This is a genomic window from Pandoraea eparura (genome assembly GCF_902459725.1).
GTDB lineage: Bacteria > Pseudomonadota > Gammaproteobacteria > Burkholderiales > Burkholderiaceae > Pandoraea > Pandoraea eparura.
Genome location: NZ_CABPSH010000005.1, coordinates 120,371 through 142,302, shown reverse-complemented (window position 1 = coordinate 142,302; position 21,932 = coordinate 120,371). Strand labels below are relative to the sequence as shown.

Here is a 21,932-nt window from a genome sequence, read left to right as displayed (position 1 = left end):
GCGCGTCCTGACGCCGGACGCGCCCCTGAGGACAGTCATGAGACGGTAGGCTTGATGTTCTGGTTGCAACGGAACAGGTTGTGCAAATCGTAGCGGGTTTTCACCGCGACGAGACGGTCGTAGTTCGGACCGTAGGCCGCGCCGATACGTTCCGTCTCGTCCTGCGTCAGAAAGTTGACATACACGCTGCCCAAGGCAAACGGCGCCGCCGCGTCGAAGAACGCGCGCGCCCACGCGATGCAACCCGCATCGTCGCTCGCGTCGGTCCAGCGGGCGTGCACATTCATGACGTATTGCGCATCGCGGCTTGAATACGCCGTGGCCTCGACCGGCACGCGTGCGGTTTGTCCCCCGATCTGACCGAAGAAGATTTCACATTGCGGCGACGGAAGATGGCTGATGGCGTCGATCAGCACGTCGAGCAAGCCATCCGGTATCTCGGCCAGATTGTGGGACTTCCAATAGTTGCGCGCACCGGGCGTCAGCAGCGGATCGAACGCCCGTTGCCACATGGCATAGGGCATGGGGCCAAGATGCTCGCCATACGGGGTGCCGAACTTTCGTACCGCGTCGACGGCTGCCGGGCCGTCGGCCACCGCCCCCTGGTAGCAGATCGCGAAGGCGACGATCGGCTTGCCATGGACATCCGCCGGCAGAAATGGCAGCGGTGGCGCGAGGCGCAGCACGGCCCAGACCGAGAGGTCATCGGGCATTGCGTCGAAGGCGGCACGATATTTCACGAGCGCCGCCTTCGCCTGATCCAACGGCAGGACGACGAGCCCGCCATATACCTGCGGCCCCACCGGATGCAACAGGAACTCGAACATCGTCACCACGCCGAAGTTGCCGCCGCCGCCTCGAATCGCCCAGAACAAATCCTCATGATGATCCGCATCGGCGTGAACCATTTCACCGTCGGCCGTGACGACATCTGCGCCGACCAGATTGTCGACCGTCATTCCGTATTTGCGACTGAGCCAGCCAAATCCGCCGCCGAGCGTCAGCCCGGCAACGCCGGTGGTGGAATTGATCCCGAGGGGTGTCGCCAACCCGAACGCCTGGGCTTCGTGGTCGAAATCACCGAGCGTCGCGCCCGGTTCAACGTACGCGCGACGCGCCCCCGGATCGACCCGTACCGAGGTCATGGGTGACAGATCGATCATCAGCCCGTCGTCGCAGACGGCACTGCCCGCGATATTGTGCGCACCGCCGCGCACGGCGAGCTGCAGAGCGTTGTCGCGCGCGAAGGCCACCGCGCGGCGCACATCGGCAACGCCCTTGCAACGCACGATCAACGCCGGGCGGCGGTCGATCATGGCGTTCCATAGACGGCGTGCGTCGTCGAAGCCGGGATCGGCTGGCAGCAGCACTTGCCCTCGCGTGCCGGCCTTGAGATCGGCGATTGCATCGCTGGACAGATTGACCATGAGACACCTCCTGGCAGGCAAACGACGCGGGATTACACTTGACGTGGCGCGTGGTGACGATTGACGCCGGGCGCAAATACGAATGACGCGAGGCGTGACTACGATCGACGCGGGGCGTGACTAAGATCGACGCGGGGCGTGACTAAGATTGACGCGGGGCGTCAACGGGCGGTGTCCCGTCGTGAAACATCGTGCGCAGTTGGGTGCGCAGTTCCGCCGAATCGGTATGTCCGTGCACGGTGATGGCGTGCTGCACGGCCGCCTCCAGCAGTTCGTTTTCGGAATCCGCGGATAGCGCTACGGAACAGTGCATTGCGCTCGGGAATTCGCGGCAATCGATGAATTTTCGGGTCATGACAGTCTCCTCACACGGTAACGTGATGTTGGGCAAATGACCGCGCCGGGTGCCGCGCGACGCCTGCAGGGCGCGATTTCACCTTCTACGCATCGCAAACAAAATCATTCTGAAAGTATAGGTCGCTGTTGGCGAACTTCATGTCACGCGACGATGGGATTAATACACTCGGCCAACGCGCACCACGACGGTATGACGATCACCGCGATGCAACGACATCGAGAAATCTTGACGCCTTTTTTATCCGTGCATCCCTAGACTGGCTCCGTCGTCACTCCTGTCGTCAATCGACACGTTGTCATGCCTGCCACCTCCCAATGCGCAAGTCTGGAACCTCCCGAGCCGGGCGCCGTCCTGGCCGACGCTTTCTCCGCTGCGCGTGAGCGCCATCGACGTCCCCCTCGCGCACGTCTCGATGCAACGCTTGACATCACGCTCAGCCGTGCAGCGGTCTCCACGCTCGCCATCACGCTGGCAATGAGCCTGCCGATGCCTTGGCGCGTCGAGACAATTCGCCCGATCCGGCACGATACGGCCGCTGTGGTGTCGATCGCGCTACCGCGCGTGGAAGCCTCACGGGCCATGCACGCCGTCATGCAATCACTGCCCCAAGCTGAATTTGGTGCGCTGCGTCTGCGCCCTGCAGCCTGAGCGTACGACATCCCGAGCGTCCCGCCCCGCAACCCTGCCCACGTTATGAACACTGCCATCTTCGAAGGTGTTTGGATTCCCCTCGTCACGCCCATGACAGGCGCGAACGGCGCGCAGATCGACCGCATCGCGTTCGCGCGTCTGGTCGACTTCTACCTCGCCGCCGGTGTCAGCGGACTCGTCGTGGCCGGCACCACGGGCGAAGGTGCACTGCTCGACCACGACGAGCGCCGTTGGCTTGTCGAGACCGCGTGCCATCTCGCCCAAGGTCATGCGCCGGTGTTGGCCGGCGTCGGTGCGGCCGACACGTCCAACGCTGCACGCCAGATTGCCAGCCTCGACGATCTGCCGCTCGCCGGCTATCTCGTGCCACCGCCGTACTATCTGCGGCCGTCGCAAGACGGCATCCTCTGGCACTACCGCACGTTGGCCGCCGTGACGCGCAAACCGCTTGTGCTCTACAACGTACCGCTGCGTACCGGCGTGACGCTCAGCGTGGAGACGATCCGCGAGTTGGCATCGCACAGCGCCTTCGCGGCGATCAAGGAGTGCGACGAGCATTCGCTCACGCACTTGCCGTCGCAGGTCGACATGCGTGTGCTGTGCGGTGACGATATGCAGTTGCTGCCTGCACTGCACGCCGGCGCGCTCGGATGCATTTCGGCGGCGGCCCATGTGCGGCCGGATCTCTATCTGAAGCTGCTGCGCTACACACGCGAGGGCGACATGGTCCACGCGACAATGCTCTTCAACGGCATGAAGCCGCTTATCCGGCGCTTGTTTGCCGAGCCCAATCCTGTGGCGATCAAAGCCGCGCTTGCGTCGTTGGGGCTGTGCCCGGAAACGGTTCGCCGTCCGCACATGCCATGCACGGCCGCGCTTCGCAAGACGATCGATGCTCAGCTGGAAGTGACAATGGCTTTCTGAGTGAGAGCGCCGGCACCAACTCGCCCCTCGCCACGACATCACACCCAACATGGATGACATCGAACAGCGTCAACGCACCATCGCCCGTCTGTTGATCAAGCTCTCTGGCACCACGTTGGCCAGACTCGCATACGCGACCGGCGTCACCGGCAACACGATTTCACGATGGGTTCACGGCGACCGCTGCGCGCTGGGTCCGCAGGGACGCGACAAACTGTTCACCGCGCTTGGCGCCCACCGTGACGGCCTCGACGTACGGCTCGCACCGCGCGCCTCGGGCGCCGCACAACCGGTATTCCAGATCAACGGCCTCGTCCAGGCCGAGCGCTTCGCCACGCTCGCGGCACTGACTTCGACGCGCTTCGTTGCGGCGCGAGAGACTTGCCAGGGAAAAACGCTCGTGAGCGTTGTCACCGACATCAGCGGGCAAACGACGGCGCTGCTCGTCGGCACGCGTGAAGCGCTCGACGCACTGTATACAGAACTGGGCATCACCGTGTCATCCAAACGCCGTTTGGAGGTTGCCCTCGGTCCTGGCGCTTCGGTTGGCGTCGCGAGGCGGCTACACTCGATCTGACCGCATTTCGACCGCCCGTCCGGGACCTGGGTCGACGACTGAGCGCCGCCGCAGCGCATGAGGTCCAGGCCAGCGGCAATCGTCTCGCCGCTGGCGTGGCGCGTCAGGCCGACGCGCTCGCGTTCACTGCCAGCCGAACCGCCGCGCGAACATGCCTTTCATCATCTGCGTGAGCACGGCGTAGGCGAGCAGGATGGCCGCCAGCATCGGGAAGTAGGCGAGCGGCAACGCCTGCATCTTGAACGTGTCGGCGAACGGCGACATCGGCAGCATGATGCCGATCAGCATCACGGCGGCCGTCATCATCAGCAGCGGCCATGCCGCGCGACTCTGCACGAACGGAATGCGACGCGTGCGGATCAGGTGCACGATGAGCGTCTGCGACAACAGCCCCTCGACGAACCAGGCGGACTGGAACAGCGTCTGGTGCTCGGCGCTGTTCGCCCCGAACCAGTGCCACATCGCCGCGAACGTCAGCACATCGAAAATCGAACTGATCGGGCCGAAGAACACCATGAAGCGCGACAGATCCGCCGGATTCCAGCGCTGCGGCTGCGTCAGTTGCTCGGCATCGACGTTGTCGAACGGAATCGTCGTCTGCGACAGATCGTAGAGCAGGTTCTGCGTGAGCAACTGCAACGGCAGCATCGGCAGGAACGGCAGGAACGCGCTCGCGATCAGCACCGAGAAAACGTTGCCAAAGTTCGAGCTGGCCGTCATCTTGATGTACTTGAGCATGTTCGCAAACGTGCGACGCCCCTCGATCACGCCCTGCTCCAGCACCATCAGGCTCTTCTCCAGCAAGATCAGGTCGGCCGCCTCCTTGGCGATGTCCACGGCGGTATCCACCGAAATGCCGATGTCGGCCGCGCGCAAGGCCGGCGCATCGTTGATGCCATCGCCCATGAAGCCAACGACATGGCCGTTCGCGCGCAGCAGGCGCACCAGTCGCTCCTTGTGCGACGGCGTGAGCTTGGCGAACACATTGGCACGCTCGACCGTCTGCGCCAGTTCGGCGTCGCTCATCGCCTCGATGTCGTCGCCCAGCACACAGCCGCTCACCGGCAGGCCCACTTCGCGGCAGACCTTCGCCGTCACGAGATCGTTGTCGCCCGTGAGCACCTTGACGTGGACCCCCGCCGCCGCGAGCGCCTTCAACGCAGGCGCCGTCGACTCCTTGGGCGGATCGAGGAACGCGATATACCCGACGAGCACGAGTTCGCGCTCGTCCGCAATGCCATAGCGCTCGCGCACCGGCGGCAGGTGGCGCGTCGCCACGGCCACCACGCGCAGCCCCTCGGTGTTCAGGTCGGCAGTCACGCGACGCAGCCGGGCCAGCACGTCGGGCGTGAGCGGCTCGACGTTCGCGCCGTGCTGTACGCGGTCGCACACCGCCATCACCTCTTCCACCGCGCCCTTGCAGATCAGTTCGTGATGATCGCCGTTCTCGCTGACCACCACCGACATGCGACGGCGCTGGAAGTCGAACGGGATCTCGTCGATCTTGCGATACCGGTTCACGATGTCCAGATGCTGATGCAGCTCCGCATGATCGAGCACCGCCACGTCGAGCAGGTTCTTCAGGCCGGTCTGGTAAAAGCTGTTGAGATAGGCGTACTCGAGCACGTCCTCCGAGGCATGGCCCCAGACATCGGTGTGACGCTCGAGACAGATCTTGTCCTGCGTGAGCGTGCCGGTCTTGTCGGTGCACAGCACATCCATCGCGCCGAAGTTCTGGATCGCATCGAGCCGCTTGACGATCACCTTCTTGCGTGAGAGCACGACCGCGCCCTTGGCGAGCGTGGCCGTCACGATCATCGGCAGCATTTCGGGCGTGAGGCCCACGGCCACCGACAGCGCGAACAGCGACGCCTCGAGCCAGTCGTGCTTGGTAAAACCGTTGATCAGGAGCACGATGGGCGTCATGACCAGCATGAAGCGAATCAACACCCACGACACGCGGTTCACGCCCTGTTGGAACGACGTCACGCTCGGCTGCTGCGCCGTGACACGCTGCGCGAGCGAGCCGAAGAAGGTGCGCGCTCCCGTAGCCACGACGACGGCCGTGGCGGAACCGCTCACGACGTTCGTCCCCATGAACGCGAGGTTGTCATAGGCGAGCGGATTGCTGCCCCCGGATTCGCACGGGTGCGCGAATTTCTCGACGGGCAGTGCCTCGCCCGTGAGTGCCGATTGCGAGACGAACAGATCCTTGGCCGCGAGAATGCGCACGTCCGCCGGAATCATGTCGCCGGCCGCAAGCAGCACGATGTCGCCCGGCACGAGTTCGGCCAACGCAATTTCACGCCCCATGCGGCCCAGACGGCGCACGTGGTCGACCTCCGCGCCCTCTTGGCCGAACACTTCGCGGCGCAGCACCGTCGCCGTCGTGCTCACCATGGCCTTGAGCTTTTCCGCGGCCTTGGTGGAACGCGCCTCCTGCACGAATCGCAACACCGTGGAAATGATCACCATCGACGCGATGATGATCGTTGCCTCGGTGTCGTCGGTGGCATAGGACACAGCGGCCAATGCCGAGAGCAGCAGGTTGAACGGATTGCGGTAGCAGTTGAACAGGTGCTGCCACCAGGGCAGCGGCTTTTCGTGCTCGACTTCGTTGGCACCGACGTGCGCCCGTACGGTGGCGGCTTCGTCGTCGGATAACCCCTCGCGCGTCGTGCGCAGACGGGCGAGCAGATCCGGGCCGGCGTCGCGGGCGGCGTCGAGTAGACCTGGTGGTGCCTCGTGGCCATGTGCGGGCGCATCGAGGGTTTCGAGCATGTCGCGGCGGCGGAAGAAGCGCAGGCCGAGGCGCGCGCCAAGCACCGCAATCAGTCGCTCGCTGAGCGTGAGAGCTTGTTGCATCGGATACATCCTGAAAATACTGTCGATATCGCTGGGCACCGGTCAGTCGCCCATGCCTGGGAGACCGTCGTCGCGCGGGCTCAGCCCGCGTGTCCGGTCGGATCGTTACGGCGCACGAGCGCCCGCAGCCACTGCCCGAGTCGCGCGCCCGGCCCCGGGCGCGCGAGACGCTCGCCTTTCATCACCGGTGCCCACGGCAAACGGCCTGAAAACGAACCCCTGCGCGCAACGGGACAGCCCGAACGGCAGATGTAAAGCAAATTAGGGAGCGTGCTACGAAAGACGGACGCTATCGGTATGGCCCAAGAAAACCCTTCGGCGCGGCGGCCAAGGGCATTGGGCAATCGAAACGTGCATCTGAGGTGCGCGCCAACCCGACTATGCGAGTTAGCGGCAGGGAAGATCCCGAGGACTAACTCGCGGTGATGGTGTCGACCTGCGCCGACCGGCAACTACCACTAGAACTACTGTCCACGGAAGGACCTCCTGAGAGCTATGACGGCGCGATTTTACCGCCGAGTGCGTCGAAAGAAAAGTGACAATTCACCGTGTTACAAAATCATGACGAATGCAACTTTCCCGCAGGGATCGGCTCAGTCAGAATCTGTCATGTTTTCGTCACAAACCGCCGGCCGGCGGCCGTCGAGGCACCGGCACCGCGCATCGCCCGGTGGCGCGCCGGGCACCTGGCCTGCCCTTTTCCACGCCTCTGAATTTCATGGATTCGATCAACCGCGCCCTATTCCTGACCATCAATGCCTCGCCCAACGTGAGCGAGGGCGAACTGGCCGTCGCCGTCCTGCTGGCCAAATACCTGATTCTCCTGCTCCCGGTGGGCCTGAGCCTCCTATGGCTCGCGGGCGGGCGCGACCGCGAGGGCGCCGTGCACGGTCTGCTGGGGGTGGGGCTCGTGCTGCTGATCAACGGCGTGATCGGCCTGGCCTGGTTCGAGCCGCGGCCGTTCGTCGTCGGCTTCGGCACGAACCTGCTCCCGCACGCGCCGACGAGCGCCTTTCCCAGCAATCACGCGTCGATCCTGTTCACGTCGGCGTTCGTTCTGATGGGCACGCTCGCGCGCTCGCCGCGCCTGCTCGGTCGAATCCTGCTGCTGAGCGCCTTGCCCGTGTGCTGGGCGCGCGTCTATCTCGGCGTGCACTGGCCGCTCGACATGCTCGGGGCGTTGGGGGTGTCAGTTGTCGTGGCGCTCATCATGCGCACGGCGGGCGCGCGCGAGACGAGCCGTATCGTCGCGGCCATTCTCGAAGGCCTCTATCGCCGTTTGCTGGCGTGGCCGATCGCGCGCGGCTGGCTGCGTCGCTAAGCCGGCGAACTTGGGAAACGACGGGAACCCCGAAAGCCGTGAAAGCGGTGAGACCTGCGGGACGCCGCAGGAAGCGGCAGGAAGGGGCAGAGAAGCGGTGGGACGGGTCTGCGAACGGGCAGGGACGGCGGGGGAGACTCGGGAGAACCGAATCTCCCAGAACGGCGTCGGAGATGGGGATCAGCGGTGGTATTCGCCAGCGGCTTCGGGCTGGTAATCGATACCGAGCAATTCCAGCGCGATGCGATGGCCGCCCGGCACTTGCCAGTGGATCGACTGGCCGACGCGCAACCCGAGCAGCGCGCTGCCCACCGGCGCGAGCACCGAAAGACCGTTCGGCGTGCCCGCCAAATGCTGGGGATACACAAGCGTCACGCGATGTTCCTGCGCTGCGGCGAGGTCACGATAGCGCACCACCGAATTCATCGTGGCGACGTCGGCCGGCATCTGCTCCGGTTCGACGACGCTCGCCCGGGCAAGCTCTGTTTCGAGTGCCTCCACATACGGCAATGCCGCACGCGGCGCCTGCGCCATGAGCGCTTCGAGGCGTTCGAGGTCGAGCGTGGAGACAGTGATCGAGGGGCGTTGCGAATGGACGATGGACATGTCGGTGGGCCTGTTTTTCCTTGATGTGGAGGGAGTGGCCTTCAATCTAACAGAACCCCCGCGCTGCGAGAAGTCCCGGACTTGAGCGCCATCCGCTAGAATCGACGCATTAGGATCACAACGCTGACGTCATGTCCGAACACACTACCAATGCCGCCCTCTTCGAGCGCGCCCAGCAGACCATTCCCGGCGGCGTGAACTCACCGGTGCGCGCCTTCCGCTCGGTTGGCGGCACCCCCCGCTTCATCGCCCGTGCCCAAGGCCCCTATATGTGGGACGCCGAAGGCACGCGCTACATCGACTACATCGGCTCGTGGGGACCGATGATCGTCGGCCACCTGCATCCGGACGTCGTGGCCGCCGTGCACACCGCGATGTCGCAGGGCTTCAGCTTCGGGGCACCTACCGAAGCCGAAGTGGTGATGGCCGAGACCATCTGCAGCCTCGTGCCGTCCATTGAGCAGGTGCGCCTGGTGTCCTCCGGCACGGAGGCGACGATGAGCGCGCTGCGCCTGGCGCGCGGCTTTACCGGCCGCAACAAGATCGTCAAGTTCGAAGGCTGCTATCACGGCCACGCCGACAGCCTGCTGGTGAAGGCTGGCTCGGGCCTGCTCACGTTCGCCGATTCGACGCGCAACGCGCCGTCGTCGGCCGGCGTGCCGGCCGAAGTCACGCGCGACACGCTCGTGCTCGAGTACAACAACGTCGAGCAGCTTCGCGAGCTGTTCGCGGGCCAGGGCGGTGAGATCGCCGCCGTGATCGTCGAGCCGGTGGCCGGCAACATGAACCTCGTGCGCGGCTCGCGTCACTTCCTGCAGACGCTGCGCGAGTTGTGCACCGCGCACGGCGCCGTGCTCATTTTCGACGAAGTGATGTGCGGCTTTCGCGTGGGGCTGGGCGGCGCACAAGCGCTCTACGGCATCACGGCCGATCTCACGTGCCTGGGCAAGGTCATCGGCGGCGGCATGCCGGCCGCCGCGTTCGGCGGGCGACGCGACATCATGTCGCACCTCGCGCCGCTGGGCGGCGTCTACCAGGCCGGCACGCTCTCGGGTAACCCGCTGGCCGTGGCCGCCGGTCTCGCGACGCTCAAGTTGATTCAGGCGCCCGGCTTCTACGAGGATCTGGCCAAGCGCACGTCGAAGCTCGTCACGGGGCTTGTCGACGCCGCTCAGGCGGCCGGCGTGCCGTTCTCGGGCGACAGCGTCGGCGGTATGTTCGGCCTGTACTTCCGCGCCAACGTGCCGCAAAGCTTCGCCGAAGTCACGACGTCCGACGTGGCCCGCTTCAACAAGTTTTTCCACGCGATGCTCGATCGCGGCGTCTACCTCGCGCCGAGCGCGTTCGAAGCCGGCTTCGTCTCGGCAACGCACGACGACACCATCATCGACGCCACGCTGGATGCCGCACGCGACGCGTTCCGGGCCGTTGCCTGATCGTTGAAGATCGCATGTCTGTCTTCGGCCGGGTTTCGCACACCTAGCGAGCCGGCCAGTCTGACCACTACAGGGAGAATGACTATGCAAGTGTCGTTGCCGACAAAGCTTCGCCAGTCCTGGATGCGCTGGCTGGCGCTGGGGCTTCTCACGTCGTTGCTGTCCGCCTGCGGATACAACCAGATCCAGGTCAAGGACGAAGCGGTCAAGGCCGCCTGGAGCGAGGTCGTCAACCAATACCAGCGGCGCGCCGACCTGGTGCCGAACCTGGTGAATACGGTCAAGGGTTATGCCACGCACGAGCAAACGACGCTCACCGACGTGATCAACGCCCGCGCGAAGGCCACGAGCATCACGGTCACGCCGGAGACGCTCAACGACCCCGAGGCGTTCAAGCGCTTCCAGCAAGCCCAGGGTGAGCTGTCTGGCGCGCTCTCGCGCCTGATGGCCGTCTCGGAGAACTATCCGAACCTGAAGGCCGACGGCCTGTTCCGCGACCTGCAATCGCAGCTCGAAGGCACGGAAAACCGCATCACCGTCGCGCGCAATCGCTACATCCAGGCCGTGCAGGACTACAACGTGTACGTGCGTCAGTTCCCGAACAACCTGACGGCGAAGATGTTCGGTTACGGGCCGAAGCCGAACTTCACGGTCGAGAACGAGAAAGCGATTTCGACCGCGCCGGCGGTCAAGTTCTGAGGAACGCATCATGGCTGCCCTCTGCGCGCACGCTACGCTGCGCAACGTTTGCACCGAAGGCCGCGGGTTGCCGTTGCGCCGTCCGGGGACGAATGACGTGTGCGGCGCCGCCGCTGCCCAAGGGCACTCCGGCCATTCCGGGCGCTCTGGGCGTGGTGGGCAGGCGCGATGGGCGCTTTGGGGGCATCGCGCGCTCTGGGCGCTTTGCGCGTTGTTTTGGATCTGTGTGGGTTTGCTGGCGTTGCCGGCGGGTGCCGAGGACCTCGTGGCCGTCCCCGCCCTGAGCGCACGCGTGACCGACCTGACCAGCACGCTCACGCCCGAGCAGCGCAACGCGCTGGAGACGCAGCTCGCGCAATACGAGCAACAGCGCGGCAGTCAGATTTTCATTCTGATGGTGCCGAGCACAGCCCCCGAGACGATTGACCAGTACAGCATTCGCGTGGCCGATGCCTGGAAGGCGGGTCGCAAGGGCGTGGACGACGGCGTCATCGTGCTCATCGCCAAGAACAATCCGAACGATCTGCGCAAGATGCGCATCGAAGTCGGACGCGGCGTGCAGGGCTCGCTCACCGACGCCATCTCCGGGCGGATCCTGCGCGACGTGATGGCGCCGCATTTCCGCTCCGGTGACTTCTTCGGTGGGCTGGCCGCGGGTGTCGCGGCGGTCGAGGCGGCGATGAACAACGAAGCGCTGCCCGCCCCGAACCTGCCGTCGACGCGCGCGCCGCACTCGGATCTGTCCGATTTCCTGCCGCTGCTGTTCATCGTCTTCATCATCGGGATGGTGGTTCTCATGGAGAGCCGCCGGCGGTTTCAAGGGCCCGGCCTGCCGGGCGCGGGCCCCACCGACCCGCGCTCTCGGGTGCTCACTGGCCGACGCGGGCGCATCGGTGCCGGCGGCTTCGGCGCCGGAGTGGGTGGCGGCTTGGGCGGTCTGGGCGGCTGGGGACGCAACGATGGCGGCGGATTCGATGGCGGCGGCGGAGGTTTCGGCGGCGGCGGCGGTGGCGGATTCGACGGCGGCGGTTCGTCGGGGAACTGGTGATGGCGATGGCAAACGAAGCAATCGCAACGCAACACAACACGCACGATGTCTCGCGCTGGCTGCGGCATTTGGGCACCTGGCGAGCGCACGCCCGGTGGCTCTTCCCGGACAAAGCGCTCGATGCGCTCGAAGCCGCCATCCGCGATTCCGAAAAGGAGCACCGCTGCGAGATCCGCCTCGTGATCGAAGCGGCCATGCCGCTTGCTGCGGTATGGCACGGGCATACCTGCCGTCAACGCGCCATTCACTTGTTTCGCCAGCTTGGCGTGGCGCATACGGGCGAGCGCACGGGTATTCTCCTGTACATCAACATCGCCGATCACGATATCGAGCTGATCGCCGACAAGGGCGTTGATGCGCTGGTATCCCCCCGCACGTGGGACACCGTCGTTGCGCAGATGAGCGCCGGCTTTCGTGACGAACGTTATGTCCAGAGCGTGCTCGACGCGCTGAACACCCTGCGCGGCATTGCGCGCGAATTCCTGCCGGCCCATGCCGGCGCGGCGCCGGACAATGCGTTGACCGACCGGCCGCTGATGCTCTGACGCCTCATGTTCTCTGAACAGGATTTCTCTTATATGCGTCGCGCGCTGGCGCTCGCCGAGCGCGCGATGTTCACCACTACGCCGAATCCTCGCGTTGGCTGCGTAATCGTGCAGGACGGACGGATCATCGGCGAAGGCTTCACGCAGCCGGCCGGCCAGGATCACGCCGAAGTGCAGGCCATGAAAGACGCGCGCACGCGTGGCGAGTCGGTGCGCGGCGCCACGGCCTATGTCACGCTCGAACCGTGCAGCCATTACGGCCGCACCCCACCGTGCGCGAAGGGACTCATCGACGCGGGCGTGAAACGCGTGATCGCCGCGATGGAAGATCCGAACCCGCTCGTGGCCGGGCGCGGCCTGAGCCTGCTGCGCGACGCAGGCATCGAAGTGCGCTGCGGACTGCTGGAGCATGAGGCGCGCGATATGAACATCGGGTTCGTCGCCCGCATGACGCGCGGCACGCCGTGGGTCCGCATGAAGGTGGCGGCCAGCCTCGACGGCAAGACTGCCCTGCACAACGGCGTGAGCCAATGGCTGACCGGCCCGGCCGCGCGCGCCGACGGCCACGCGTGGCGGGCGCGCGCGTGCGCCATTCTCACCGGCATCGGCACGGTGCGCGAGGACGATCCGTCGCTCACCGTGCGCGAGGTGGAAACGACACGCCAGCCACTGCGCATCGTCGTCGATTCGCGTCTCGAGATTTCCCCGACCGCCAAGGTACTCGCGAACGGCAACGCGCTGGTGGTCTGCGCCAACGGCGATCCGGCGCGCGCCTCGCGTCTGCGCGACCTGGGGGTCGAGGTGCTCGACCTGCCCAATCCGAACGGCAAGGTCGAGTTGTCGGCACTGCTGCGCGCCCTTAGCGAGCGTCAGCTCAACGAACTCCACGTGGAGGCGGGCTACAAGCTCAACGGCTCACTGCTGCGCGAGCACTGTGTGGACGAGTTGCTCACCTACCTCGCACCGTGCATCGTCGGTGACGCGCAAGGCATGTTCCATCTGCCCGCGCTCACGTCGCTCGACGACAAGCTCGCGCTCAAATTCACGGACGTGCGCATGATCGAAGGCGATCTGCGGGTGATGGCACGCGTCAAACGCGACTGAATCCGGGGTCGGCTGGCACGAGGAACGCAGGCGCAACAAGACGGGGCGTGCTCTCAAGTGCGCCCCGTGCCATATTGCAGGGCCGGACGTGTTCGCCTCGCCCGGCCATGTCCCCTCCTGCAAGCTCAGACGTGGAAACCCACGCGACCGAGCGTCTCCATTTCCACCGACACATACTGGCCTGGCTGGATATATTCGGCCGGTGTTGCACCGCCGGCCATCACGATCCAGCCGGCCTGCAACGGCTCGCCCGCGGCCGCCGACAGACGCGCTGCCGCGACCAGCGAACGCAACGGATGGCCGAGCAGCGCCGCCGTCGACCCCACCTGCACGGTGCGGCCGTTGATCGTCATCGTCAATCCCAGGTTCGAGAAATCGACACGCGGATCGTGCCAGCCCCCGATCACGACACCGCTCGACGACGCATTGTCGGCGATCACTTCCGGCAAGGTGAACTTGAAGTTCTTGTAGCGCGAATCGATGATCTCGATGGCCGGCGCGACCGCCTCGACCGCCGCGAGCGCCTGCGGGCCCGTGACGTTTCCTTCGAGCGGCCGCTTGAGAATGAAGGCGATTTCCGGCTCGACGCGCGGATGTACATAGCGTGTGAAGTTGATGGTCGTGCCCTCTTCGACCTGCATGCCCGACGTGAGACGTCCCCATATCACGTCGGACAGCCCCATCTGTATCATCTTCGCGCGGCTGGTGAAGCCCATCTTCACGCCGACGCGCGTCTCGCCGCGTTCGGTGCGGCGGGCGATCGAGGCGGCCTGAATGGCGTAGGCGTCATCGAGCGACAGGCGATTCTCGGTATCGAACTGCTCGATCTCGTGCGCGAAGTGCGCGGCATCGTCCAGCCGCTTTGCGTAGTCTTGAATGTGGCTCATCGTGCCGCCTCGCTGGCAGATTCGAACACGGCGCGGACCGAGCCCAGGCCGTTGATACGGGTCTCGAAAATATCGCCGGGCATCACGGAGGCCATCGGGCCAAGCGCGCCCGAAAGCACCAGATCGCCGGCCTTGAGCGGCGTGCCCACCGCCGCCATCGTGCGGGCCAGCCACACCACGGCGTTGATCGGGCTGCCCAGACAGGCCGCGCCCGCACCGACGGATACGGGCTCGCCGCGACGCTCCATGACCATGCCGCACAGCCGCACATCGAATTCGGCAAGCGTCTTCGGCGTGTTGCCGATCACGTACGCCGACGACGAGGCGTTATCGGCAATCGTGTCGGTGATGCGGATGTTCCAGTCGGTCACGCGGCTGCCGACGATCTCCAGCGCGGGCAATGCGTATTCGATGGCGTTGATGACGTCGAGCTGCCCCGGGTTGTCGACATTCAGGTCACGGCCGATGACAAAGGCGATCTCGGCTTCGATCTTCGGCTGCGTGAGGATCGAGGCGGGAATCGGCTCGCCATCGCCGTAGCCCATGTCGTCGAACAGCACGCCGAAATCCGGCTGATCGACGCCAAGCTGCTTCTGCACGGCCACCGACGTCAATCCGATCTTGCAGCCGACGATGCGGCGCCCAGCCGCCAGACGCCGCTCGGTGTTGATGCGCGCAATGGCGTAAGCGTCGTCGATGGTGAGCGGTGCATACGTATCGCGCAACGGGGCGATAAAGCGGCGCGAGCGCCCGGCCTCGTGCAGCGCGTCGGCCGCCTGCTGCAAACGCGCTTGCGTGGCGGCGTCGCGGGGTAAGGTTGCGCTCATCGGGCGTCCGCCTTGGCCGGCGCCGCCGGCTCATCCTTGGTGTGCTCGCCCACCGCCCAGTGCGCGGCCGGCACCTGCGTCGCATACACACGGATCGATTCGAGCGGTGCGCCGAGGGTCTCGTGCACGGTGCGTGCCACGGCCTTCACGCAGGCCTTCACGGTGGCGTCGTCGCGACCTTCCACCAAATGGATTTGTACGATTGGCATGAGGCTGTCCCCCTGAAAATGCCGAAAAGAGAGCTTTCGGCAGCCATCATGCGCGCGGCGCGGGATACCGTCCAATACCATTTTTCCAGATTCCGATACTATTTTGGTATTGATTCATTTCGCCGGAACGGAGCCTTTCATGGACATCAAGCAAATGCGCTACTTTCTTGCCGTCGCGCAGGAAGGTCATTTCGGGCGAGCGGCGCAGCGGCTGAACATGGCCCAGCCACCGCTCACCCGCCACATTCACGCGCTCGAAGCCCAGTTGGGCACGCCGCTTTTCGTGCGCACCCCCAAGGGCGCCACGCTGACCGCCGCCGGGCAGACGCTGCTTGCCGAGGTGCCGAACATCCTGTCGCTCGCGCGCCGTGCCGAGGAACAGACTCGCCTGGCCGGCGAAGGCTATATCGGACGGCTCGACGTCGGCATCTTCAGCTCGGGCATTCTCAACGCGATTCCGCGCTTGCTGGCGAGCTTTCATACCGAGCGACCCGAAGTGAAGATCGGGCTGCACAACCTGTCGAAGACAGACCAAATCGCGGCGCTGCGCGAGCGGCGCATCGCCATCGGCTTCAATCGGCTGATTCCCGACGAACCGGATCTCGTTGTCGACTGGATTCATCGCGAGCCGTTTCTCGTCGCGCTCTACGAGGGCCATCCACTCTGCGAACGCGCCTCGCTCACCCTGGCCGATCTCGATCACGAGCGCATGATCCTCTACCCGAATGCCCCGGTCGCGGGACTCGCCGAGGAAGTCGCCGCCGCGTTTCGGGCCGAGGGGGTGACGTTGCGCGTGGAGCAGGAAGTGGAGGATGTGGTGACGTCGATCGCGCTGGTCGCGAGCCGCTTTGGCGTCTGCGTGACGACGGAGTCGGCGGCGAACCTGCGGTTGCCCGGCGTGGTGTATCGGCCACTGAAATCGCGGCATCTGCGCGCCATCGAACTGAACTGCATGTACCGGCACGACGACGATTCCCCGATTCTCAACGCCTTTCTCGCGCTCATTCGACGCTCGCGCAATCGGCGTCACGTCTTGGCGATGTAGCGCTTCGGTCGATCCGGCCTACCCGAGATCGGAGGCAAACCGTCCGGATTGAATGTCAATGACGAGCGAATTGCCTCCAAAATGTCCTGTTCCGACATCGTCCTCCACCTTGGCCGTTGGCGCCGACCCGTCCCCGCCTTGTCGATTCACCTCCGATTTATTCATCCTGCAATCTACGTAGTACTACGCAGCATTGCTGTGACGACTCTTATTTTTATCATCCAACGCCTTCGAAACGCTTTATTCATGCAGGTTTATCGACACCATTGGATAGTTGTACCAATTTAATGATGGATTACGCTACTATGACGCATCGTTTCTGTCGCCTGCGGCAGGAGTGAGCCAAGACCGACCGGGTTTTACCGTCGATCCAGCGCACCGCACGTCCGGGTGTTCAAAAAATACAAATCAAGGAGATGTCCACGATGCAGTTCCGTCACAAATCCCTGTTCGTCGCCGCCGCCCTTGCCGTGCTCGGCACGGCTGCCAACGCCGAGACCGTCAAGATCGCCATCGCCGGACCGTTCAGCGGCTCGGTTGCCCAATATGGCGACATGGTCAAGGCCGGTGCGCTGACCGCCATCGAAGAAATCAATGCGGCCGGCGGGGTGAACGGCAACAAGCTGGAAGCCGTGATGATGGACGACGCGTGCGAGCCGAAGCAGGCCGTCGCCGTCGCCAACAAGATCGTCAGCCAGAAGATCAAGTACGTGATTGGTCACGTGTGCTCGGGCTCCACCATCCCGGCATCGGACATCTATGAAAACGAAGGCGTGGTGATGATTACGCCATCGGCGACCGCCCCTCAACTGACCGAAGGCAAGAAGCGTCACTTCATCTTCCGCACCATCGGCCGTGACGACCAGCAAGGCCCGGCGGCCGCGCAGTACATCATCAACAAGGTCAAGCCGAAGAAAGTGGCCGTGCTCCACGACAAGCAGTCGTACGGCCAGGGCATTGCCACCTCGGTGAAGAAGGACCTCGACGCCGCCAAGATCCCGGTCGTGCTGTTCGAAGGCATCAATGCCGGCGACGCCGACTACTCGGCCGTCATCACCAAGCTCAAGGCACAGGGCGTGGACTTCGTGTACTTCGGCGGCTATCACCCGGAAATGGGTCTGCTGCTGCGCCAGGCACGCGAACAAGGCCTGAAGGCCACATTCATGGGGCCGGAAGGCGTGGGTAACAAGGACGTGACGGCGATTGCCGGCCCGGCCTCGGAAGGCATGCTTGTGACGCTGCCCGCCGACTTCGCGGCGGACCCGGCCAACGCCAAGCTGGTGAAGGCGTTCGCCACCGCCAAGCGCGATCCGAACGGCCCGTTCCAAATGCCCGCCTACACGGGTGTGCAACTGATCGCCAAGAGCATTGCCGGTGCGAAGAGCACCGATTCGGAAAAGGTGGCCAAGTATCTGCACGCGAACACGTTCGATACGCCGATCGGCAAGGTGGCGTACGACGCGGCTGGCGATCTGAAGTCGTTCAAGTTCGTGGTGTACACCTGGCACAAGGACGCCACCAAGACCGCCGCCAACTGATTCCCTGACGCTTTACCGGCCAGCGAATCCCCCCTGCCGCCCGCCGTCCCCGGCGGGCGGCGTGCATTCGCGCTCGGCCCCCGCTCGTCGCGAGGCTTCCCGCATGAATGAATTTTTCCCACAGCTTGCCCAGCAACTGGTCAACGGCCTGACGCTGGGCGCGATCTACGCGTTGATTGCCATCGGCTACACGATGGTCTACGGCATCATCGGCATGATCAACTTTGCCCACGGCGAGATCTACATGATCGGCGCCTATGTCGGGCTCGTCACGCTGACGGCCATCGGCACCGCGGCGGGTTACCCGTTACCGCTCGTGCTCGGCGCAGCGCTGCTGGTCTCGGTGCTGATTACCGGCCTGTATGGCTTTGCCATCGAGCGGGTGGCGTATCGGCCGCTGCGCGGCGGCCCCCGTCTCGGACCGCTGATCTCCGCCATCGGCATGTCCATCTTCCTGCAGAACTACGTACAGATCGGTCAGGGTGCGCGTGACGTGTCCGTTCCGATGCTGATCTCCGGTGCCATCGACATCCCGATGGGCGACTTCACGGTGACCATTCCCTACGCTCGCATGCTGATCGTGGGCGTAACCATCGCGCTCATGATCCTGCTCACGCTGTTCATCGCCAACTCGCGCATGGGACGCGCCTGCCGTGCCTGCGCCGAGGACATGCGCATGGCCAACCTGCTCGGCATCGATACGAACCGCGTGATCTCGTTCACCTTCGTCCTCGGCGCCATGCTCGCGGCCGTCGGCGGCGTGCTGATCGGCTTGACCATCGGCAAGCTCAATCCGTACATCGGCTTCATCGCCGGCATCAAGGCCTTCACGGCCGCGGTGCTGGGGGGCATCGGCAGCGTGCCCGGCGCCATGCTGGGCGGGGTACTGCTCGGGTTGGCGGAAACGCTCGCCTCGGGCTATATGCCATCCGAATACAAGGACATCGTGGCGTTCTGCCTGCTGGTGCTCGTGCTGCTGTTCCGCCCGACCGGCCTGCTGGGCAAGCCCGACGTCGAGAAAGTCTGAGGTCGACCATGACACAACCACTTACGCTCCAGTCCGGTGCCGCCCAACACGCACCGGCCGGCGACACGCTCAAAGGCGCCGTCATCTCCGCGCTCGTGACCATCGTGCTCACCGCCCCCATCCTCGGCCTGCAACTGAAGCTCGACGGCTATCGCGTCGTGATCGAACAGCACTGGCGTCCGGTCTGGATCGCCGCCGCCGTCGTCTTCGTGTTCCAGATGGTCAAACCAATGCTGCTGCGCTCGACGCGCACCGTGACGCTGCCCGCCGTGCCCACCCTGGGACGCCGTCAACAACTATGCGCGATGTGGGGGTTGCTCGCCATCGGGCTCGTTTGGCCGTTCGTCGGCTCGCGCGGCGCGGTGGACGTGGCGACGCTCGCCCTCATCTACTGCGTGCTCGGCCTGGGTCTGAACATCGTCGTGGGGTTCGCCGGCCTGCTCGATCTAGGCTACGTAGGCTTCTACGCGGTGGGTGGCTATACCTACGCCCTGCTCAACCAGTACTTCGGCCTGAGCTTCTGGGAATGCCTGCCGATTGCCGCGCTGATGTCGGCGACGTTCGGCTTCCTGCTCGGGTTTCCGGTGCTGCGCCTGCGCGGCGACTACCTGGCCATCGTGACACTCGGCTTCGGGGAAATCATCCGCCTGCTGCTCAACAACCTGACGAGCCTCACCGGCGGACCGGACGGCGTGTCGGGCATTCCGAAGCCCAGCGTGTTCGGCCTCGAGATGGCGCGCTCGTCGAGCGTCGACGGTGTGAAGACGTTCCACGAGCTGATCGGCCTGCCGTACGACGGCGCGCACATGGTGATCTATCTCTACCTGCTGGCGTTTGCGCTGGTGGGCTTCACGCTGTTCGTCACGAGCCGCCTGATTCGCATGCCCATCGGCCGTGCGTGGGAAGCGCTGCGCGAAGATGAAATCGCGTGCCGCTCGCTCGGCCTGAACCCGACGCGCATCAAGCTCTCGGCATTCACGCTGGGGGCGTCGTTCGCCGGACTCGCCGGGGCGTTCTTTGCCGCGCGTCAGGGGCTGGTCACACCGGAATCCTTCACGTTCATCGAGTCGGCGCTCATCCTCGCCGTGGTGGTGCTCGGTGGCATGGGCTCGCAAATCGGCGTGATTCTCGCGGCCATCCTGCTCACCGTCCTGCCGGAAGTCGCGCGCGACTTTGCCGAATACCGCATGCTGATTTTCGGTCTGGTGATGGTACTGATGATGATGTGGCGTCCGCAGGGCCTGTTGCCCGCCACCCGCCCGCATGTGGAGTTGCCGCAATGAGCGCAGAACTGTTGAAACTCTCCGGCCTGCAGATGCGCTTCGGCGGCCTGCTGGCCGTCGATGGCGTCGATTTCGGCGTCCGCTCGCACGAAGTCTTCGCCATCATCGGCCCGAACGGCGCTGGCAAGACGACCGTCTTCAATTGCGTGGGCGGCTTCTATCGCCCCACGGGCGGCGCGATCACGCTCGATGGCGAGAATATCACCGGCCTGCCGAGCCACATGGTCGCGCGACGCGGTCTTGTGCGCACGTTCCAGAACATCCGCCTGTTCCGTCAGTTGACGGTCGTGGAGAACCTGCTCGTAGCGCAGCACCTGCGGGTGCATGGCGGCTTCCTGCAAGGGCTGTTCTCGACAGGCGCGTTCCGCCGCGCCGAACGCCAGGCGCTCGAGCGCGCCAAGGCGTGGCTCGACCGGCTGGGCCTGACGGCCGTGGCCAACCGCGAAGCCGGCACGCTGTCGTACGGCCATCAGCGGCGTCTCGAAATCGCACGCTGCATGATCACCGAGCCGCGTCTGCTCATGCTCGACGAACCGGCCGCCGGCCTCAATCCGCAAGAGAAGGTCGAGTTGCAGCAACTCGTCGACAACCTGCGTCACGAGTTCGGCATCTCGGTGCTGCTGATCGAGCACGATATGAGTCTCGTCATGGGGGTGTCGGACCGAATTCTCGTGATGGAACACGGCAAGCCGATCATGACCGGCAAGCCCGACGAGGTGCGGCGCGACCCGCGCGTCATCAAGGCCTACCTCGGGGAGGAATAATGCTGAAGCTTGAACAGATCCATACCCATTACGGGGCCGTCGAGGCGCTCTCGGGCGTGTCGATCGAGGTGAACCAGGGCGAGATCGTGACGCTCATCGGCAGTAACGGCGCCGGCAAGACCACGTTGATGATGACCGTGTGCGGCACGCCGCGCGCATCGCGCGGGCGTGTCCTGTTCGAAGGTCGCGACATCACGGGCTGTCCCACGCACGACATCATGCGCATGGGACTGGCGATTTCGCCGGAAGGCCGCCGGGTGTTTCCGAGTCTGACCGTCATCGAGAATCTGAAGATGGGTGGCTTCTTCTCGTCCAAGGACCAGATCGACGCCGGGATGGACCACGTCTTCAAGCTGTTCCCGAGACTCGCGCAGCGTGGCAAGCAACGCGCCGGCACGATGTCGGGCGGCGAACAGCAGATGCTGGCCATCGGGCGGGCGCTGATGAGCCGTCCGCGCCTGCTGCTGCTCGACGAACCGACGCTCGGCCTCGCGCCGCTCGTGATCGCGCAGATCTTCGACATCATTCGTGCGATTCGCGAAGCAGGTGTCACCGTGTTTCTGGTGGAGCAAAACGCGAACAAGGCGTTGCACGTGGCCGATCGCGGTTACGTGCTCGAGACCGGCCGCGTCGTGCTCGCCGACTCGGCCGCGAATCTGCTCGCAAACGACGACATCAAACGCGCGTATCTCGGCGCGTGACATGGCGCGCTGCGGCCAGGCGCACGGGCCTTCGGCGTCAAAATGAGACACGGGGACGCACCTTTCGGTGGCGTCCCCATGCTCTCATGC

Annotated in this window: 22 protein-coding genes; 15 read left to right on the top strand and 7 right to left on the bottom strand. The window is 64.8% G+C overall.

Annotated elements, in window-relative coordinates:
* Positions 1–35: 35 nt before the first annotated feature.
* Together PEP31012_RS13300 and PEP31012_RS13295 are read right to left on the bottom strand one after the other, a co-directional pair.
* Complete coding sequence (locus PEP31012_RS13300) at positions 36–1,427, bottom strand: FAD-binding oxidoreductase (protein WP_150589811.1); 1,392 nt, start codon at positions 1,425–1,427, stop codon at positions 36–38.
* 142 nt (positions 1,428–1,569) lie between these two features.
* Positions 1,570–1,782 (bottom strand): DUF1059 domain-containing protein, encoded by a 213-nt coding sequence (locus tag PEP31012_RS13295; RefSeq protein ID WP_150589810.1) that lies wholly within the window; start codon positions 1,780–1,782, stop codon positions 1,570–1,572.
* Positions 1,783–2,082: 300 nt separating this feature from the next.
* Here PEP31012_RS13295 and PEP31012_RS13290 point away from each other — a divergent pair, with 300 nt between their 5' ends.
* The 3 genes from PEP31012_RS13290 to PEP31012_RS13280 are packed head-to-tail and all read left to right on the top strand — an operon-like array spanning position 2,083 to position 3,937.
* The gene (locus tag PEP31012_RS13290) at positions 2,083–2,433 is read left to right on the top strand and encodes a hypothetical protein (RefSeq protein WP_150589809.1); all 351 of its coding nucleotides are present in this window, start codon (positions 2,083–2,085) and stop codon (positions 2,431–2,433) included.
* Positions 2,434–2,478: 45 nt separating this feature from the next.
* Positions 2,479–3,360 (top strand): 4-hydroxy-tetrahydrodipicolinate synthase, encoded by an 882-nt coding sequence (dapA, locus tag PEP31012_RS13285; protein WP_150589808.1) that lies wholly within the window; start codon positions 2,479–2,481, stop codon positions 3,358–3,360.
* Between the two features lie 49 nt (positions 3,361–3,409).
* The gene (locus tag PEP31012_RS13280; protein WP_150589807.1) at positions 3,410–3,937 is read left to right on the top strand and encodes a hypothetical protein; all 528 of its coding nucleotides are present in this window, start codon (positions 3,410–3,412) and stop codon (positions 3,935–3,937) included.
* A 123-nt stretch (positions 3,938–4,060) separates the two neighbouring features.
* Here the strand turns inward: PEP31012_RS13280 and mgtA are convergent, their stop codons facing one another.
* Positions 4,061–6,802: a magnesium-translocating P-type ATPase gene (gene mgtA, locus PEP31012_RS13275; RefSeq protein WP_150589806.1), complete on the bottom strand. Its 2,742-nt coding sequence runs from the start codon at positions 6,800–6,802 to the stop codon at positions 4,061–4,063.
* Positions 6,803–7,520: 718 nt separating this feature from the next.
* Between mgtA and PEP31012_RS13270 the strand changes: the two genes are divergently transcribed.
* Positions 7,521–8,123, top strand: a complete 603-nt coding sequence (locus PEP31012_RS13270) for a phosphatase PAP2 family protein (protein WP_174978234.1) — start codon at positions 7,521–7,523, stop codon at positions 8,121–8,123.
* A 180-nt stretch (positions 8,124–8,303) separates the two neighbouring features.
* Here PEP31012_RS13270 and rnk read toward each other — a convergent pair whose 3' ends face one another.
* Positions 8,304–8,729: a nucleoside diphosphate kinase regulator gene (gene rnk / locus PEP31012_RS13265; protein ID WP_150589804.1), complete on the bottom strand. Its 426-nt coding sequence runs from the start codon at positions 8,727–8,729 to the stop codon at positions 8,304–8,306.
* 131 nt (positions 8,730–8,860) lie between these two features.
* Here rnk and hemL point away from each other — a divergent pair, with 131 nt between their 5' ends.
* The 5 genes from hemL (at position 8,861) to ribD (ending at position 13,561) form a co-directional block, all read left to right on the top strand.
* Positions 8,861–10,165: a glutamate-1-semialdehyde 2,1-aminomutase gene (gene hemL / locus PEP31012_RS13260; RefSeq protein ID WP_150589803.1), complete on the top strand. Its 1,305-nt coding sequence runs from the start codon at positions 8,861–8,863 to the stop codon at positions 10,163–10,165.
* A gap of 84 nt (positions 10,166–10,249) precedes the next feature.
* Complete coding sequence (locus PEP31012_RS13255; protein WP_150589802.1) at positions 10,250–10,864, top strand: LemA family protein; 615 nt, start codon at positions 10,250–10,252, stop codon at positions 10,862–10,864.
* Between the two features lie 10 nt (positions 10,865–10,874).
* Positions 10,875–11,912 carry a TPM domain-containing protein gene (locus tag PEP31012_RS13250; protein WP_150589801.1) on the top strand — a complete coding sequence of 346 codons (1,038 nt, stop codon included), beginning with the start codon at positions 10,875–10,877 and terminating at the stop codon, positions 11,910–11,912.
* A gap of 5 nt (positions 11,913–11,917) precedes the next feature.
* On the top strand, positions 11,918–12,457 hold the full coding sequence (locus PEP31012_RS13245; protein ID WP_174978233.1) for a TPM domain-containing protein: 540 nt from the start codon (positions 11,918–11,920) through the stop codon (positions 12,455–12,457).
* A 6-nt stretch (positions 12,458–12,463) separates the two neighbouring features.
* Positions 12,464–13,561: a bifunctional diaminohydroxyphosphoribosylaminopyrimidine deaminase/5-amino-6-(5-phosphoribosylamino)uracil reductase RibD gene (ribD, locus tag PEP31012_RS13240; RefSeq protein WP_150589799.1), complete on the top strand. Its 1,098-nt coding sequence runs from the start codon at positions 12,464–12,466 to the stop codon at positions 13,559–13,561.
* Between the two features lie 125 nt (positions 13,562–13,686).
* Here the strand turns inward: ribD and PEP31012_RS13235 are convergent, their stop codons facing one another.
* From PEP31012_RS13235 to PEP31012_RS13225, 3 genes are read right to left on the bottom strand one after another with little or no spacing between them, the layout of a single operon-like run.
* On the bottom strand, positions 13,687–14,448 hold the full coding sequence (locus PEP31012_RS13235) for a 2-keto-4-pentenoate hydratase (RefSeq protein WP_150589798.1): 762 nt from the start codon (positions 14,446–14,448) through the stop codon (positions 13,687–13,689).
* Positions 14,445–15,275, bottom strand: coding sequence for a 2-keto-4-pentenoate hydratase (locus tag PEP31012_RS13230; protein WP_150589797.1), 831 nt, complete (start codon positions 15,273–15,275; stop codon positions 14,445–14,447). Before PEP31012_RS13230 ends, PEP31012_RS13235 begins: the two co-directional genes overlap by 4 nt.
* Positions 15,272–15,484: a tautomerase family protein gene (locus tag PEP31012_RS13225; RefSeq protein ID WP_150589796.1), complete on the bottom strand. Its 213-nt coding sequence runs from the start codon at positions 15,482–15,484 to the stop codon at positions 15,272–15,274. The genes PEP31012_RS13230 and PEP31012_RS13225 overlap by 4 nt, the downstream gene beginning before the upstream one ends.
* Positions 15,485–15,623: 139 nt before the next feature.
* Between PEP31012_RS13225 and PEP31012_RS13220 the strand changes: the two genes are divergently transcribed.
* The 6 genes from PEP31012_RS13220 to PEP31012_RS13195 all read left to right on the top strand — a co-directional run bounded on the left by PEP31012_RS13220 (position 15,624) and on the right by PEP31012_RS13195 (position 21,842).
* Positions 15,624–16,529: a LysR family transcriptional regulator gene (locus tag PEP31012_RS13220; protein WP_150589795.1), complete on the top strand. Its 906-nt coding sequence runs from the start codon at positions 15,624–15,626 to the stop codon at positions 16,527–16,529.
* Positions 16,530–16,954: 425 nt separating this feature from the next.
* A complete protein-coding gene (locus PEP31012_RS13215; protein ID WP_150589794.1) occupies positions 16,955–18,067 on the top strand; it encodes a branched-chain amino acid ABC transporter substrate-binding protein in 1,113 nt (370 codons plus the stop codon).
* A 103-nt stretch (positions 18,068–18,170) separates the two neighbouring features.
* Positions 18,171–19,094: a high-affinity branched-chain amino acid ABC transporter permease LivH gene (gene livH, locus PEP31012_RS13210; protein WP_150589793.1), complete on the top strand. Its 924-nt coding sequence runs from the start codon at positions 18,171–18,173 to the stop codon at positions 19,092–19,094.
* An 8-nt stretch (positions 19,095–19,102) separates the two neighbouring features.
* Entirely contained in the window at positions 19,103–20,377 is a 1,275-nt protein-coding gene (locus PEP31012_RS13205; RefSeq protein ID WP_150589792.1) for a high-affinity branched-chain amino acid ABC transporter permease LivM, read from the top strand.
* On the top strand, positions 20,374–21,141 hold the full coding sequence (gene livG, locus PEP31012_RS13200; RefSeq protein WP_150589791.1) for a high-affinity branched-chain amino acid ABC transporter ATP-binding protein LivG: 768 nt from the start codon (positions 20,374–20,376) through the stop codon (positions 21,139–21,141). The genes PEP31012_RS13205 and livG overlap by 4 nt, the downstream gene beginning before the upstream one ends.
* Positions 21,141–21,842 (top strand): ABC transporter ATP-binding protein, encoded by a 702-nt coding sequence (locus PEP31012_RS13195; RefSeq protein ID WP_150589790.1) that lies wholly within the window; start codon positions 21,141–21,143, stop codon positions 21,840–21,842. The genes livG and PEP31012_RS13195 overlap by 1 nt, the downstream gene beginning before the upstream one ends.
* Positions 21,843–21,932 lie beyond the last annotated feature (90 nt).

Excerpts from the sequence above, each read along its gene's own strand:
- PEP31012_RS13300 (WP_150589811.1), bottom strand. The coding sequence starts at position 1,427 with ATGGTCAATCTGTCCAGCGATGCAATCGCCGATCTCAAGGCCGGCACG.
- PEP31012_RS13295 (WP_150589810.1), bottom strand. The coding sequence starts at position 1,782 with ATGACCCGAAAATTCATCGATTGCCGCGAATTCCCGAGCGCAATGCAC.
- PEP31012_RS13290 (WP_150589809.1), top strand. The coding sequence starts at position 2,083 with ATGCCTGCCACCTCCCAATGCGCAAGTCTGGAACCTCCCGAGCCGGGC.
- dapA (WP_150589808.1), top strand. The coding sequence starts at position 2,479 with ATGAACACTGCCATCTTCGAAGGTGTTTGGATTCCCCTCGTCACGCCC.
- PEP31012_RS13280 (WP_150589807.1), top strand. The coding sequence starts at position 3,410 with ATGGATGACATCGAACAGCGTCAACGCACCATCGCCCGTCTGTTGATC.
- mgtA (WP_150589806.1), bottom strand. The coding sequence starts at position 6,802 with ATGCAACAAGCTCTCACGCTCAGCGAGCGACTGATTGCGGTGCTTGGC.
- PEP31012_RS13270 (WP_174978234.1), top strand. The coding sequence starts at position 7,521 with ATGGATTCGATCAACCGCGCCCTATTCCTGACCATCAATGCCTCGCCC.
- rnk (WP_150589804.1), bottom strand. The coding sequence starts at position 8,729 with ATGTCCATCGTCCATTCGCAACGCCCCTCGATCACTGTCTCCACGCTC.
- hemL (WP_150589803.1), top strand. The coding sequence starts at position 8,861 with ATGTCCGAACACACTACCAATGCCGCCCTCTTCGAGCGCGCCCAGCAG.
- PEP31012_RS13255 (WP_150589802.1), top strand. The coding sequence starts at position 10,250 with ATGCAAGTGTCGTTGCCGACAAAGCTTCGCCAGTCCTGGATGCGCTGG.
- PEP31012_RS13250 (WP_150589801.1), top strand. The coding sequence starts at position 10,875 with ATGGCTGCCCTCTGCGCGCACGCTACGCTGCGCAACGTTTGCACCGAA.
- PEP31012_RS13245 (WP_174978233.1), top strand. The coding sequence starts at position 11,918 with ATGGCAAACGAAGCAATCGCAACGCAACACAACACGCACGATGTCTCG.
- ribD (WP_150589799.1), top strand. The coding sequence starts at position 12,464 with ATGTTCTCTGAACAGGATTTCTCTTATATGCGTCGCGCGCTGGCGCTC.
- PEP31012_RS13235 (WP_150589798.1), bottom strand. The coding sequence starts at position 14,448 with ATGAGCCACATTCAAGACTACGCAAAGCGGCTGGACGATGCCGCGCAC.
- PEP31012_RS13230 (WP_150589797.1), bottom strand. The coding sequence starts at position 15,275 with ATGAGCGCAACCTTACCCCGCGACGCCGCCACGCAAGCGCGTTTGCAG.
- PEP31012_RS13225 (WP_150589796.1), bottom strand. The coding sequence starts at position 15,484 with ATGCCAATCGTACAAATCCATTTGGTGGAAGGTCGCGACGACGCCACC.
- PEP31012_RS13220 (WP_150589795.1), top strand. The coding sequence starts at position 15,624 with ATGGACATCAAGCAAATGCGCTACTTTCTTGCCGTCGCGCAGGAAGGT.
- PEP31012_RS13215 (WP_150589794.1), top strand. The coding sequence starts at position 16,955 with ATGCAGTTCCGTCACAAATCCCTGTTCGTCGCCGCCGCCCTTGCCGTG.
- livH (WP_150589793.1), top strand. The coding sequence starts at position 18,171 with ATGAATGAATTTTTCCCACAGCTTGCCCAGCAACTGGTCAACGGCCTG.
- PEP31012_RS13205 (WP_150589792.1), top strand. The coding sequence starts at position 19,103 with ATGACACAACCACTTACGCTCCAGTCCGGTGCCGCCCAACACGCACCG.
- livG (WP_150589791.1), top strand. The coding sequence starts at position 20,374 with ATGAGCGCAGAACTGTTGAAACTCTCCGGCCTGCAGATGCGCTTCGGC.
- PEP31012_RS13195 (WP_150589790.1), top strand. The coding sequence starts at position 21,141 with ATGCTGAAGCTTGAACAGATCCATACCCATTACGGGGCCGTCGAGGCG.